This is a genomic window from Leclercia sp. S52, from assembly GCF_039727615.1.
GTDB classification, from domain to species: Bacteria; Pseudomonadota; Gammaproteobacteria; order Enterobacterales; family Enterobacteriaceae; genus Enterobacter; species Enterobacter adecarboxylatus_B.
On the sequence record NZ_CP152474.1, the window covers coordinates 1,301,981 to 1,315,465 of the forward strand.

The following is a 13,485-nucleotide window of genomic DNA, read 5'->3' on the forward strand; positions in this document are numbered from 1 at the left end:
ACAAGGCTAACGCTGAAGAGAGGAGCAGACGAGGCAAACAGATGAAAAGCGTGAAGCAGTGCGCAATCTGAGCGATTGCGCACCGGAGAGATTAATGCAGGATTTTGGCGAGGAAATCTTTGGCGCGCTCGGATTGGGGGTTAGCAAAGAACTCTTCTTTGGCGGAGTCCTCCACGATTTTCCCTTCATCCATAAAGATCACGCGGTTCGCCACTTTACGCGCAAAGCCCATTTCATGGGTCACCACCATCATGGTCATCCCTTCATGGGCCAGCTCGACCATCACGTCCAGCACCTCGTTGATCATCTCTGGATCGAGCGCGGAGGTCGGTTCATCAAACAGCATGGCCACTGGATCCATACAGAGCGCACGGGCAATCGCCACACGCTGCTGCTGACCACCAGAAAGCTGCGCCGGGAACTTATCGGCATGGGCAGAAAGACCCACGCGCTCCAGCAGTTTAAGCCCTTTTTCACGCGCAGCCGTTTTGTCGCGCTTGAGGACCTTCACCTGGGCCAGGGTCAGGTTCTCAATAATCGACAGATGCGGGAACAGTTCGAAATGCTGGAACACCATCCCGACGTTTGAACGCAGCTTCGCCAGGTTGGTTTTCTTGTCATTCACTTTGGTGCCGTTGACGATAATCTCGCCCTGCTGCACCGGCTCCAGGCCGTTCACGGTTTTGATCAGGGTGGATTTACCCGAGCCGGACGGCCCGCAAACCACCACCACTTCGCCCTTTTTCACTTCCGTGGAGCAGTCGGTCAGCACCTGAAAGTGCCCATACCATTTAGAAACATTTTTCAGGGAAATCATTACACTGTCCTTTTCTTCAGCCAGCTGACCAACAGCGACGCGCTTAAACTAATTGCAAAATAGACCGCACCTGCGAACAGGATCATCTCAACCTGAGTGCCATCGCGCTCACCGATGGTGGAGGCGGTGCGGAAGAAGTCTGCCAGGCTCAACACATAGACCAGCGAGGTATCCTGGAACAGCACAATACCCTGAGTCAGCAGCAGCGGAACCATGGCGCGGAACGCCTGCGGCAGAATGATGAGCTTCATTGACTGCCAGTGGGTCATGCCTAACGCCAGGGCGGCGCTGGACTGCCCGCGGGAGATACTCTGGATCCCGGCGCGGATAATTTCTGAGTAGTACGCCGCCTCAAACATCGAGAAGGCCACCATCGCTGAGATCAGGCGGATATCGGATTTAGGCGACAGGCCCAGCACATCCTGCAGCAATCCCGGCACGATGAGATAGAACCACAGCAACACCATCACCAGCGGGATAGAACGGAACACGTTGACGTAGGCGGTGGCAAACCAGGCGACAGGCTTAAAACTCGACAGGCGCATTACCGCCAGCAACGTGCCCCAGACAATCCCGATAATCACCGCCGTCAGGGTGATCTTCAGCGTGATGATCAGGCCATCAATCAGGTAGGGCATGGAAGGGACAATGGAACTCCAGTCAAACTCGTACATTATTTGCCCCCCCAGGTTGCCCGGCAGGCGAACTTTACGTTCGACCAGGTTCATCACCAGCATAATCACGGCATTAATCAGCACATACGCCAGGGTAATGGCGGTGAAGGATTCCCACGCGTGGGCGGAGTAATCCAGCAGCTTGCCCGCCTGCGCGGCCATATCGACCAGACCGATGGTGGAGGCGATGGCCGAGTTTTTCACCAGGTTCATCATCTCCGAGGTCATCGGCGGCACAATCACGCGATAGGCATTCGGCAGCAGCACATAGCGGTAGGCCTGCGGTAAGGTCAGACCCATCGCCAGGGCGGCGTTTTTCTGTCCACGGGGCAGGGACTGGATCGCTGCGCGCACCTGTTCGCATACGCGGGCTGCGGTGAACAGACCGAGACAGAGCATAGAGGAGACAAAGAACTGAACGTTAGGATCCAGTTCAGACTTGAACCACATGCCGATATCTTCCGGCAGCAGTTCCGGGATAACCAGATACCAGGTAAAGAACTGCACGATTAACGGAACGTTACGGAACAGTTCGACGTAGCAGGTTCCCAGTGAGGAGAGAAAACGGTTAGGCACGGTACGTAAAATACCGAACAGCGAGCCGACGAGGAAGGCAATAATCCAGGCCGTGATCGACAGTGCGACCGTGACCTGAAAACCGCTCCACAGCCAGCCAAGATAGGTGGTGTTGCCGAACGGGGCTTGCTGCAGAAAAATGCCCCAGTTCCAGTCGATTGACATAATAAACTCCAGAAAAAAAAGGGTAGCAGCGCTACCCTCGAAGATTGGTGAGAAGCTTTAATGTTCGCGCTGAGTGGGGAACGACCACTCAACGTTTAGTCTGTCCGCGCTTCCCGACAATCGAGAGGGCAGGAGGTCCCGCCCCTTAATGGTTCTAATTAGTTAAGTGCCTTGTCATTCGGTTCTTTGAACAGCGCCTTCATGTCGTCAGACAGCTCAAAGTTCATGTTCAGATTTTTTGGTGGGATTGGGTTCTTGAACCACTTATCGAACCATTTCTCCGCGTCGCCGGAGGTCTGAACCTGAGCGATGGTGTCATCGACCAGTTTCTTAAATTCCGCGTCGTCTTTACGCATCATGCAGCCGTAGGCCTCTTTGGACTGCGCAGTGCCGACGATTTCCCAGTTGTCCGGTTTCTTCGCCTTCGCGCGCTCACCAGCCAGCAGGGCATCATCCATCATAAAGGCTACCGCGCGGCCGCTCTCCAGGGTACGGAAGGAGTCACCGTGGTCTTTGGCGCTGATGATGCGCATGTCCATTTTCTTCTCTTCGTTCAGCTTGTGCAGCAGCACTTCAGAGGTGGTACCGGAGGTCACGACTACCGCTTTGCCTTTCAGGTCGTCGAAGTCTTTAATCTCGCCGCCTTTTTTGGTCAGCAGACGGGTACCGACCACGAAGATGGTGTCGGAGAAGGCAGCCTGTTTCTGACGCTCAAGGTTGTTGGTGGTGGAACCACACTCAAAATCGAAGGTGCCGTTTTGCAGCAGCGGGATACGGTTTTGTGAAGTGATTGGGATCAGCTTCACTTCCAGATCCGGTTTGTTCAGTTTTTTCTTCACCGCGTCAACGATGGCGTTGGAGTAAGCCTGAGAGTAACCCACGACTTTTTGCGTGTTGTCGTAGTATGAGAACGGAACAGAGGATTCACGGTGGCCGACCACAATCACGCCGTTTTTAGCGATCTTTTCCAGGGTGCCACCCGCTGCCGGGGCAGCATCTTCGGCGTGCACGACGCCTGCAGACAATCCCATTACCAGCATTGCTGTGGCCAGTTTACGTAATTGCATATCCAACTCCTTTTTTATCAGCGTCAGGTGCGCATTGATATTCGGTGTGATGTTGTTATAGCTCGCGCGATACGAGTGCAGTGTTATACGTGTTTGTTAACATTTAGTTTGGCTTAATGTAAAGATTTTGCTGCGTTATTGTTTATTTTTGCGAAGCGCGCCGCACCATTCAGAGGCATAAATCTGCCGTTGCACCGTTTCGGTGCTACCGGTGAACAATGCTGGTGCGACCCGGTTGCACGTTAAGCCAAATCGCGTTTACATGAATAAACAAAGCAATAGACGTGCCAGAAATGGGAAGCGGAGGAGAAATTGCCCGGCGGCGCGTTGCTTGCCGGGCCTACGTATGTAGGCCGGGTAAGGCGAAGCCGCCACCCGGCAACAGAGGGGGAATGTTACTTACGACGCTGACGAAGGCTCATCAGCACGGCGCCAAAGCCGAACAGCAGGGTCAGGATCCACAGCGGCCAGTTGCCGGTACGGGCGTAAGGCGTCAGCCCGCTGGTCGGGGTGACTTTTGCGGTCAGCACGTCGCGGGTGAACTGCGGCAGCATGGCCTGAATTTCGCCCTGCGGGCCAATCACGGCGGTGATGCCATTGTTAGTGCTGCGCAGCAGTGGACGCGCCAGCTCCAGGGAGCGCATGCGCGCCATCTGGAAGTGCTGCCATGGGCCGATCGACTTACCGAACCAGGCATCGTTGGAGATGGTCAGCAGATAGTCGGTATTCGGGCGGAAATTATCCCGCACCTGCTCACCGAGGATGATCTCGTAGCAAATGGCGGCGGTCAGCAGGAAGCCGTGGGCGCTCAGCTGAGGCTGAACGTAGGAGCCCCGGCTAAAGGACGACATTGGCAAATCGAAGAACGGTGCCAGCGGACGCAGAATCGACTCCAGCGGCACAAACTCACCGAACGGCACCAGGTGATTTTTGTTGTAGCGGTTGGTCGACTCATAGCTGTACGGATTGTCTTTCCCGAGCATAATGATGGTGTTGTAAGTGTCGTAACGGTTCTGCTTGTTCAGACGCGCATCCACTATCCCGGTGATCAGGGTAGTGTCACGGGCACGGAGCAGGTCGTCCATCATGCCAAGAAAACGCTGCTGGTTAATCTCCAGATCGGGGATCGCCGACTCCGGCCAGATAATCAGCTGGGATTTACCCATCTCTTTCTGGGTGGCATCCAGATAAATTTTCAGGGTGTTGATCAGCTGACCTTCATCCCATTTTAACGACTGAGGAATATTCCCCTGCACCATCGACACCTGGGTGGCGCGTTCCGGCTCAAGGGTAAACCACTGGATATAACGCAGCGGGAAAGGCAGGGCAAAGAGGATCAGCGCCGCCACCAGCGGACGCCAGTTACGCTGCACCAGCGCCAGCACCAGCAGGCCGCTCACTACCATCAGCAGGAAGTTGATCGCCTCGACGCCCATCACCGGCGCCAGTCCTTTCAGCGGGCCGTCGATCTGGCTGTAGCCAAACTGCAGCCAGGGGAAGCCGGTCAGCACCCAGCCGCGCAGGAATTCGCTGCACTGCCAGACCACCGGAGCGGCAATCGCCACCCGCAGCCAGCTGGTTTTCGGCCACAGGCGCGACAAAATACCGGCAAACAGACCGGTATAGAGCGAGAGGTAGGCCGCCAGCAGCACCACGAGGAAGACATTTACCGGACCCGGCATGCCGCCAAACTGCGCGATACTGACGTAAACCCAGTTAATACCGGAACCAAACAGGCCCAGCCCCCAGAAATAGCCAATTGCCGCCGCCTGAACAGGGCGTCGGTTAAGCGTCAGCCCCTGCAGTCCCATCAGGGAGAGGAGGGCCGCAGGCCAGAAGTCATAAGGGGAAAAAGCCAGCGTACCGCTGGCTCCGAGGATCAGCGCCAGCAGCAGACGTATGCGCTGGCGTTCAAGCAGTGGGGCAAATGCCATTTAAATCAATCATCCAGTGTGGGTTGCGGAGCGTCGTCCGGCATTCTTACATGAACCTGAATAATACGTCGACTGTCGGCCATTGCGACCTTGAACTGGTAACCGTCTATTTCTACGGTCTCACCGCGTGCCGGAAGATGTCCAAAGGCCTGCATCACCAGCCCGCCGATGGTATCCACCTCTTCATCGCTGAAGTGGGTGCCAAAGGTGTCATTGAAATCTTCGATTGGCGCCAGCGCACGCACGGTCCAGGTGTGGCGGCTCAGCTGACGGAAGTCGATATCCTCTTCTTCGTCATACTCATCTTCGATTTCACCCACGATCAGTTCAAGAATATCTTCGATGGTCACCAGGCCAGAAACACCGCCAAATTCATCGATAACAATCGCCATGTGATAGCGTTGAGAGCGAAACTCTTTCAGCATGCGGTCTACCCGCTTGCTTTCCGGAACAACCACCGCCGGACGTAACACTTTTTCCATGCTGAAGGCTTCAGACTCGCTGCGCATAAACGGCAGCAGATCTTTGGCCATCAGAATCCCCTCGATATGATCTTTGTCTTCGCTGATGACCGGGAAACGCGAGTGGGCAGACTCGATGATGACGTCGAGGCACTCTTCCAGGGTCTGGTTACGTTTCAGGGTAATCATCTGCGAGCGGGGGATCATGATATCGCGAACGCGTTGGTCTGCGATGTCCATTACCCCTTCGAGCATTTCGCGCGTATCTTCGTCGATAAGATCGTTCTGCCCGGAGTCACGGATCAGCTCCAGAAGTTCGTCACGGTTTTTAGGTTCACCGTGGAACAGCTGGCTCAGGAGGAGGGAGAAAAATCCCTTTTTGCTGGTTGGAGTGTCGCTACTGTGTGAATTGTCGTCGCTCATGGCGTTTGTTAAGGGTTCTCATGTTGATTTAAAACTGCCGTCGCGGACCTGGGTCTGACACAACGGCACATTATGTCAGTCCGGCGCAAAAGCGCCGAACAGACTACTCTTTCTCGGCAATGTACGGATCCTCATAGCCCAGAGCAAGCATTATCTCTGTCTCGAGGGACTCCATCTCTTCCGCTTCATCATCTTCAATATGATCGTAACCCAGCAGATGCAGGCTTCCGTGCACCACCATGTGCGCCCAGTGGGCCTCGAGCGGTTTCTGCTGCTCCTTCGCTTCCTGCTCAACCACCTGCCGACAGATGATCAAATCACCCAGCAGCGGCAGTTCGATGCCCGGCGGCGCTTCAAACGGGAAAGAGAGCACGTTGGTCGGCTTATCTTTCCCGCGATAGGTCAGGTTCAGGTCGTGGCTTTCTGCTTCATCCACCAGGCGAATCGTGACTTCTGACTCTTCCTGAAACTGCGGGATGACGGCATTCAGCCACGCCTGGAACTGGCTCTCTTCCGGCAAACCGGAATTGTCTTCACAGGCCAGCTGTAAATCGAGGATCACCTGACTCATTTCTGCTCTTGCTCCTGGGCTTCGCGTTTGCGTTCCGCGGCCTGTTCTGCTTTACGTTTTTGATCTGCTGCTTCCCACGCTTCATACGCCGTGACGATGCGGGCTACCACCGGGTGGCGCACCACGTCTTCGCTGTGGAAGAAGTTAAAGCTGATTTCGTCCACTTCGGACAGGACTTCAATGGCGTGACGCAGACCCGATTTGGTACTGCGCGGCAGGTCGACCTGGGTGATATCCCCGGTGATCACCGCTTTGGAGTTAAAGCCAATACGGGTCAGGAACATCTTCATCTGTTCGATGGTGGTGTTCTGGCTCTCATCGAGGATGATGAACGCATCGTTCAGGGTACGGCCGCGCATATAGGCCAGCGGAGCCACTTCAATGACGTTACGTTCAATCAGTTTTTCGACCTTCTCAAAGCCGAGCATCTCAAACAGCGCATCGTACAGCGGGCGCAGATAAGGATCGACCTTCTGGCTCAGGTCGCCAGGCAGGAAGCCCAGCTTCTCGCCCGCTTCAACGGCCGGACGGGTGAGCAGAATACGGCGGATCTCCTGGCGCTCCAGGGCATCCACGGCAGCCGCCACCGCAAGGTAGGTTTTACCCGTACCCGCCGGGCCAACGCCGAAGGTGATGTCATGATCGAGAATATTGGCGATGTACTGCGCCTGGTTTGGCGTGCGCGGCTTAATAACGCCACGTTTGGTCTGGATATGGATCGCTTTGCCGAAGTCCGGCACGCTCTCCGCGCTCTGCTCCAGCACCCGCGTTTCTTTGATCGCCAGATGGATCTGTTCCGGCTCAATATCCTGAGTTTCACCGCGCATCGGGGCGGTATCAACGTACAGGCTACGGAGGATATCCGCAGCGGCATTGACGCAAATGGCGCGTCCGGTGAGTTTGAACTGGTTATCGCGACGATTAATCTCGATACCCAGACGTCGCTCCAGATGTTTGATGTTGTCATCAAACGGCCCGCACAGGCTCAGCAGGCGAGCGTTGTCTGCTGGCTCAAGGGTAATTTCACGTGTTTCTATATTCAAACCGTTCCTCTTAATGTCTCGGGTGTCATAAGGCAGTGGGTCTGTCTTAAGAAAGTATTCACGCCACAGAATAAAGGCGCAAGCATTGCGAAGGATATGGGGGAGAGAAGAGGGGAAAACAAGGCCTGCCGGAAATGGCAGGCCAGAGGCGTTATGGCTGATAAACGCCGACGCCCAGATCGCTTTCTTTACGGGTACGGGCAATCACCGACTCCGGTGATTCGGCGACGCGCAGACCCATTTCATCTTCGGTGCGCACCAGTTTTCCACGCAGAGAGTTGGTCAGTACCTCGAGGATCTCGATATCGACGAACTTGCCCACCAGATCCGGCGTGCCTTCGAAGTTCACCACGCGGTTGTTCTCCGTACGGCCAGAGAGCTGCATGATGCTCTTACGTGAAGTGCCTTCTACCAGCACGCGTTGCACGGTGCCGAGCATCCGACGGCTCCAGGCGTTAGCCTGCTGGTTGATGCGATCCTGAAGGATATACAGACGCTGCTTTTTCACCTCATCCGGCACGTCATCAACCATATCGGCGGCTGGCGTACCCGGGCGGGCAGAGAAGATGAAGCTGTAGCTCACGTCGAAGTTCACATCACCAATAACCTTCATGGTGCGCTCAAAATCGTCGTCCGTTTCACCCGGGAAGCCGACGATAAAGTCAGAGCTGATCTGAATATCCGGGCGCGCTTCACGCAGCTTGCGGATGATCGCTTTATATTCCAGCGCGGTGTGGGTGCGGCCCATCAGGTTCAGCACGCGGTCAGAACCACACTGGATCGGCAGGTGCAGGAAACTCACCAGCTCCGGCGTATCGCGATAGACATCGATGATGTCATCGGTGAATTCAATCGGGTGGCTGGTGGTGAAGCGAATGCGGTCGATGCCGTCGATGGCCGCCACCAGACGCAGCAGTTCGGCAAAGGAGCCGGTGCTGCCGTCATAGTTCTCGCCACGCCAGGCGTTCACGTTCTGCCCGAGTAGGTTCACTTCACGTACGCCCTGCGCTGCCAGTTGAGCAATTTCAAAGAGAATATCGTCGCAAGGGCGGCTGACTTCCTCACCGCGGGTATAAGGCACCACGCAGTAGGTACAGTATTTGTTGCAGCCTTCCATAATCGAGACGAAGGCGGTCGGACCATCCGCACGCGGTTCCGGCAGACGGTCAAATTTTTCGATTTCCGGGAAGCTGACGTCGATGATCGCCTTGCGCTGACCGGTGCCGCGCACGGCGTTGATCATCTCCGGCAGACGATGCAGGGTTTGCGGGCCAAAAATAATATCGACGTAGTGGGCGCGCTGACGGATCAGTTTGCCTTCCTGCGAGGCGACACAACCGCCGACGCCAATGATCACCTCCGGTCTTTTTTGTTTGATCAGCTTCCAGCGACCTAACTGGTGAAAGACTTTCTCCTGCGCCTTTTCACGGATCGAGCAGGTGTTCAGCAGCAACACGTCTGCCTCTTCCGCCACGTCGGTGAGTTGATACCCATGGGTGGCATCCAGCAGATCGGCCATCTTGGATGAATCGTATTCGTTCATCTGACAGCCCCAGGTTTTAATATGGAGTTTTTTTGTCATCGACTTGCTCGTGCTCAGGATTGCAGGGCGCGTATTGTAATGCTTTGGTGCGGTTGTGACCAGTATGAAGGTTCCCGGACTCAAGGCGAAAAAATCCGGTAAACTTAAGGGATTCTCAAATAAGGACAAATGACCATGACTATCCAACAAACCGGGATCGCCGTTGTCGGCGGCGGTATGGTCGGCGGGGCGCTGGCGCTGGGGCTGGCGCAACAGGGTTTCGACGTAACGGTGATCGAACAGGCGCCGCCGCCAGCCTTTGACGCTTCTCAGCAGCCGGATGTCCGCATCTCCGCCATCAGCGCCGCGTCGGTCGATCTGCTGCGCGGACTGGGGGGTCTGGGACGCCATCATGGCGATGCGCGCGCACCCTTATCGCCGCCTGGAGACCTGGGAGTGGGAAAATGCGCATGTGGTGTTTGATGCCGCAGAGCTCAAACTCCCGCTGCTGGGGTATATGGTTGAAAATACGGTTCTGCAGCAGGCGCTCTGGCAGGCGCTGGAGGCGCATCCGCAGGTTACGCTGCGCGTCCCCGCGTCGGTGAAGCATCTGCACCGCCACAACGATCAGCATCTTATTGAGCTGGATAACGGCGAGCAGCTGGCGGTGAAACTGCTGGTGGGTGCCGACGGGGCGAATTCCCGGGTGCGGGAGCTTGCCGGGATCGGCATTCACGCCTGGCAATATCAACAATCCTGCATGCTGATCACCGTCGACTGCGAGAACGATCCGGGCGACAGCACCTGGCAGCACTTTACCCCGAACGGCCCGCACGCCTTTTTACCGCTGTTCGATCGCTGGGCTTCCCTGGTGTGGTATGACACTCCGGCACGTATTCGCCAGCTGCAGGGGCTGTCGATGGAACAGCTGCAGCGCGAAATCGCCCACCATTTCCCGACACGGCTGGGTAAGGTCACGCCCGTCGCCGCGGGTGCTTTCCCGCTGACGCGCCGTCATGCCCTGCATTATGCGCAGGAGGGGCTGGCTTTGGTCGGCGATGCGGCACACACCATTCATCCGCTGGCGGGGCAGGGCGTAAACCTTGGCTATCGCGACGTCGACGCGTTGATAGAGGTCCTCAGCAACGCCCGCAACCACGGCGAAGCCTGGGCCAGCCACCAGGTGCTTAAGCGTTATCAGACCCGACGGATGGCGGACAACTTCATCATGCAGTCCGGGATGGATCTGTTTTATGCCGGGTTCAGCAACGATCTGGGGCCGCTGCGCGTTCTGCGTAACGTGGGATTGATGGCGGCACAGCGCGCAGGCGGGCTAAAACGTCAGGCGCTGAAGTACGCCTTAGGTCTTTAAAACTGTTGTAGGCCGGGTAAGGCGAAGCCGCCACCCGGCATAACTTTCAGAAACGCAGAAAAGCAAAAAGCTCGCCGAAGCGAGCTTTTTTAGTGTGGCTGGGGTGCAGGGATTCGAACCCCGGAATGCTGGTATCAGAAACCAGAGCCTTACCGCTTGGCGACACCCCAATTGCGTTAAATAAAGAATATCTAACGACTTTTTTAAATTGGCTGGGGTACGAGGATTCGAACCTCGGAATGCTGGTATCAGAAACCAGAGCCTTACCGCTTGGCGATACCCCAACAATTTTTTCTAGTTTACCGACAGAATCGATAAATTACTAATTTGGTGGCTACGACGGGATTCGAACCTGTGACCCCATCATTATGAGTGATGTGCTCTAACCAACTGAGCTACGTAGCCAGACTGCTTTCTTCGATGGCTGGGGTACCTGGATTCGAACCAGGGAATGCCGGTATCAAAAACCGGTGCCTTACCGCTTGGCGATACCCCAATAACCGCGGAGAACCGCAAAATCGAAGAAATATGGCTGGGGTACCTGGATTCGAACCAGGGAATGCCGGTATCAAAAACCGGTGCCTTACCGCTTGGCGATACCCCATCCGTGCAACGCTTTTATGGGAATGGTGCGGGAGGCGAGACTTGAACTCGCACACCTTGCGGCGCCAGAACCTAAATCTGGTGCGTCTACCAATTTCGCCACTCCCGCAAAAAAGATGGTGGCTACGACGGGATTCGAACCTGTGACCCCATCATTATGAGTGATGTGCTCTAACCAACTGAGCTACGTAGCCATCTTTTTTTCGCGTTACCTTATCGGCGTTGCGGGGCGCATTATGCGTATAGACCCTTGCAGCGTCAACACCTTTTTCAACGAAAATGTCTGGAATGTGACTGTTTGGTTAGGTTGCGAACAGCGTGGCCGAATATTCGGCAATTATTGGTTATTAATCGTTTTTGTCCAGCGAAACGCGAGGCAAAAAAAGAGGCCCCGAAGGGCCTCATGGCAACGCTTTTAGCTTACTTATACGCAGACTGGTGTACGCCTACGGCGCGACCTGACGGATCGTTCATGGTTTTGAACGCTTCATCCCACTCAATGGCTTTCGCAGAGGAGCAGGCGACGGAAGGGCCACCCGGAACACACTCTGCTGCGCTTGGCAGCGGGAACAGTTCTTCAAAGATCTCACGGTAGAGATAGGCTTCTTTTGAACCCGGCGTGTTGTACGGGAAGCGGAAGCTTGCGGTTTCCAGTTGTTGATCGGAAATCTGCTTCGCGGCCACCTCTTTCAGGGTATCGATCCAGCTGTAGCCTACGCCGTCAGAGAACTGCTCTTTCTGACGCCAGGCCACGCTTGCAGGCAGGTAAGATTCAAAACATTCGCGCAGGATATGCTTTTCCATCTTGCCGTTGCCGCACATCTTGTCCTGCGGGTTGATACGCATGGCCACGTCGAGGAATTTCTTATCCAGGAACGGCACGCGCGCTTCCACGCCCCAGGCAGACATCGCTTTGTTGGCACGGGCGCAGTCAAACATGTGCAGCGCCTGAAGTTTACGTACCGTCTCTTCGTGCAGCTCTTTGGCGTCTGGCGCCTTATGGAAGTACAGGTAACCGCCAAACACTTCGTCAGAACCTTCGCCGGAGAGCACCATCTTGATGCCCATGGCTTTAATTTTACGCGACATCAGGTACATCGGCGTGGAGGCGCGGATGGTAGTCACGTCATAGGTTTCAATGTGATAGATAACGTCGCGGATCGCATCCAGGCCTTCCTGCACCGTAAAGTGAATTTCATGGTGCACGGTGCCGAGGTGGTTCGCCACTTCCTGCGCGGCTTTCAGATCCGGAGAACCTTCCAGACCCACGGCGAAGGAGTGCAGCTGCGGCCACCAGGCTTCGGAGCGCTCCTGATCTTCCACGCGACGCGCCGCGTATTTTTTGGTGATTGCCGAGATCACGGACGAGTCCAGACCGCCGGAGAGCAGCACGCCATAAGGCACGTCTGACATCAGGTGGCTTTTTACCGCTTCTTCCAGAGCTTGCGTCAGCTCCACTTTGTCGGTGACGTTGTCTTTAACAGCGTCGTAATCGAACCAGTCGCGCTGATAGTAAGAGCGGATCTCACCATCTTTGCTCCACAGGAAGCTGCCTGCCGGGAACTCTTTAATGGTGCGGCACACCGGCACCAGGGCTTTCATCTCTGATGCCACATAGAAGTTGCCGAATTCGTCGTGACCCATGTACAGCGGGATGATCCCGATGTGGTCGCGGCCAATCAGATACGCATCTTTTTCGCTGTCGTACAGGGCGAAGGCGAACATCCCCTGCAGCTCATCGAGGAATTCCGGGCCTTTTTCCTGGTACAGCGCCAGGATCACTTCACAGTCTGAACCGGTCTGGAAGGCATAGCGATCGCCGTACTCTGCGCGCAGCGCCTGATGGTTGTAGATCTCACCGTTGACCGCCAGGGCATGGGTTTTTTTCTCGTTATATAACGGCTGGGCACCGGCGTTAACGTCAACAATCGACAAACGTTCATGAGCCAGAATTGCTTTATCGCTGGCGTATACACCGGACCAGTCCGGGCCGCGATGGCGCATCAGACGGGATAACTCCAGTGCTTTTTTACGCAGTTCGCCTGCGTCAGTTTTAATATCCAGTACGCCGAAAATTGAACACATAACCTTCTCCATTAACCCTGTTGCAGTGTGATGTTGCTTGCTTATGAAAATGCCGCAAAAGGGGAGAAGCGGCAAGCGTTTTGCCGGGTAAAAGAGAAAAAGTTCAACGGTCATTGCCGAATGTTGAAAAAAGCGTACGGCTTGAGCGACTTTATTGAGGATTATTCAATGA

9 protein-coding genes, 7 tRNA genes and 2 pseudogenes are annotated in these 13,485 nt (G+C 55.5%); 1 reads left to right on the forward strand and 17 read right to left on the reverse strand.

Features of this window, described 5'->3' with window-relative positions:
• Positions 1-91 precede the first annotated feature (91 nt).
• From AAHB66_RS06125 to miaB, 9 genes and pseudogenes are all read right to left on the reverse strand, one after another.
• Entirely contained in the window at positions 92-817 is a 726-nt protein-coding gene (locus AAHB66_RS06125; protein ID WP_347115549.1) for an amino acid ABC transporter ATP-binding protein, read from the reverse strand.
• Positions 817-1,491 carry a glutamate/aspartate ABC transporter permease GltK gene (gene gltK / locus AAHB66_RS06130; protein WP_337016042.1) on the reverse strand — a complete coding sequence of 225 codons (675 nt, stop codon included), beginning with the start codon at positions 1,489-1,491 and terminating at the stop codon, positions 817-819. The genes AAHB66_RS06125 and gltK overlap by 1 nt, the downstream gene beginning before the upstream one ends.
• A 3-nt stretch (positions 1,492-1,494) precedes the next feature.
• Positions 1,495-2,232, reverse strand: a pseudogene (locus tag AAHB66_RS06135) (amino acid ABC transporter permease); the annotation flags it as partial.
• A 158-nt stretch (positions 2,233-2,390) separates the two neighbouring features.
• The gene (locus AAHB66_RS06140; RefSeq protein ID WP_347115550.1) at positions 2,391-3,299 is read right to left on the reverse strand and encodes an amino acid ABC transporter substrate-binding protein; all 909 of its coding nucleotides are present in this window, start codon (positions 3,297-3,299) and stop codon (positions 2,391-2,393) included.
• A 395-nt stretch (positions 3,300-3,694) separates the two neighbouring features.
• The gene (lnt, locus tag AAHB66_RS06145; RefSeq protein WP_347115551.1) at positions 3,695-5,233 is read right to left on the reverse strand and encodes an apolipoprotein N-acyltransferase; all 1,539 of its coding nucleotides are present in this window, start codon (positions 5,231-5,233) and stop codon (positions 3,695-3,697) included.
• A 5-nt stretch (positions 5,234-5,238) separates the two neighbouring features.
• Positions 5,239-6,117, reverse strand: coding sequence for a CNNM family magnesium/cobalt transport protein CorC (gene corC / locus AAHB66_RS06150; RefSeq protein WP_142488683.1), 879 nt, complete (start codon positions 6,115-6,117; stop codon positions 5,239-5,241).
• A 103-nt stretch (positions 6,118-6,220) separates the two neighbouring features.
• A complete protein-coding gene (gene ybeY / locus AAHB66_RS06155) occupies positions 6,221-6,688 on the reverse strand; it encodes an rRNA maturation RNase YbeY (protein ID WP_337016039.1) in 468 nt (155 codons plus the stop codon).
• Positions 6,685-7,731 (reverse strand): PhoH family protein, encoded by a 1,047-nt coding sequence (locus AAHB66_RS06160; RefSeq protein ID WP_347115552.1) that lies wholly within the window; start codon positions 7,729-7,731, stop codon positions 6,685-6,687. Before AAHB66_RS06160 ends, ybeY begins: the two co-directional genes overlap by 4 nt.
• A 151-nt stretch (positions 7,732-7,882) precedes the next feature.
• Positions 7,883-9,313, reverse strand: coding sequence for a tRNA (N6-isopentenyl adenosine(37)-C2)-methylthiotransferase MiaB (gene miaB, locus AAHB66_RS06165; protein WP_347115553.1), 1,431 nt, complete (start codon positions 9,311-9,313; stop codon positions 7,883-7,885).
• A 135-nt stretch (positions 9,314-9,448) separates the two neighbouring features.
• On the opposite strand from miaB, the pseudogene ubiF reads away from it, so the two are divergent.
• A pseudogene (gene ubiF, locus AAHB66_RS06170) lies at positions 9,449-10,625 on the forward strand (3-demethoxyubiquinol 3-hydroxylase).
• A gap of 95 nt (positions 10,626-10,720) precedes the next feature.
• Here ubiF and AAHB66_RS06175 read toward each other — a convergent pair.
• The 8 genes from AAHB66_RS06175 to asnB form a co-directional block, all read right to left on the reverse strand.
• Positions 10,721-10,795: transfer RNA gene (locus tag AAHB66_RS06175), tRNA-Gln, on the reverse strand.
• A gap of 39 nt (positions 10,796-10,834) precedes the next feature.
• Positions 10,835-10,909 (reverse strand) — tRNA-Gln (locus AAHB66_RS06180).
• A 44-nt stretch (positions 10,910-10,953) separates the two neighbouring features.
• Positions 10,954-11,030, reverse strand: a tRNA-Met gene (locus AAHB66_RS06185).
• Positions 11,031-11,046: 16 nt separating this feature from the next.
• A tRNA-Gln gene (locus tag AAHB66_RS06190) sits at positions 11,047-11,121 on the reverse strand.
• 33 nt (positions 11,122-11,154) lie between these two features.
• A tRNA-Gln gene (locus AAHB66_RS06195) sits at positions 11,155-11,229 on the reverse strand.
• A gap of 23 nt (positions 11,230-11,252) precedes the next feature.
• Positions 11,253-11,337, reverse strand: a tRNA-Leu gene (locus AAHB66_RS06200).
• A gap of 8 nt (positions 11,338-11,345) precedes the next feature.
• Positions 11,346-11,422 (reverse strand) — tRNA-Met (locus AAHB66_RS06205).
• A 226-nt stretch (positions 11,423-11,648) separates the two neighbouring features.
• Complete coding sequence (gene asnB / locus AAHB66_RS06210; protein WP_333850573.1) at positions 11,649-13,313, reverse strand: asparagine synthase B; 1,665 nt, start codon at positions 13,311-13,313, stop codon at positions 11,649-11,651.
• Positions 13,314-13,485: the final 172 nt, after the last annotated feature.

Excerpts from the sequence above, each read along its gene's own strand:
- AAHB66_RS06125 (WP_347115549.1), bottom strand. The coding sequence starts at position 817 with ATGATTTCCCTGAAAAATGTTTCTAAATGGTATGGGCACTTTCAGGTG.
- gltK (WP_337016042.1), bottom strand. The coding sequence starts at position 1,491 with ATGTACGAGTTTGACTGGAGTTCCATTGTCCCTTCCATGCCCTACCTG.
- AAHB66_RS06140 (WP_347115550.1), bottom strand. The coding sequence starts at position 3,299 with ATGCAATTACGTAAACTGGCCACAGCAATGCTGGTAATGGGATTGTCT.
- lnt (WP_347115551.1), bottom strand. The coding sequence starts at position 5,233 with ATGGCATTTGCCCCACTGCTTGAACGCCAGCGCATACGTCTGCTGCTG.
- corC (WP_142488683.1), bottom strand. The coding sequence starts at position 6,117 with ATGAGCGACGACAATTCACACAGTAGCGACACTCCAACCAGCAAAAAG.
- ybeY (WP_337016039.1), bottom strand. The coding sequence starts at position 6,688 with ATGAGTCAGGTGATCCTCGATTTACAGCTGGCCTGTGAAGACAATTCC.
- miaB (WP_347115553.1), bottom strand. The coding sequence starts at position 9,313 with ATGACAAAAAAACTCCATATTAAAACCTGGGGCTGTCAGATGAACGAA.
- asnB (WP_333850573.1), bottom strand. The coding sequence starts at position 13,313 with ATGTGTTCAATTTTCGGCGTACTGGATATTAAAACTGACGCAGGCGAA.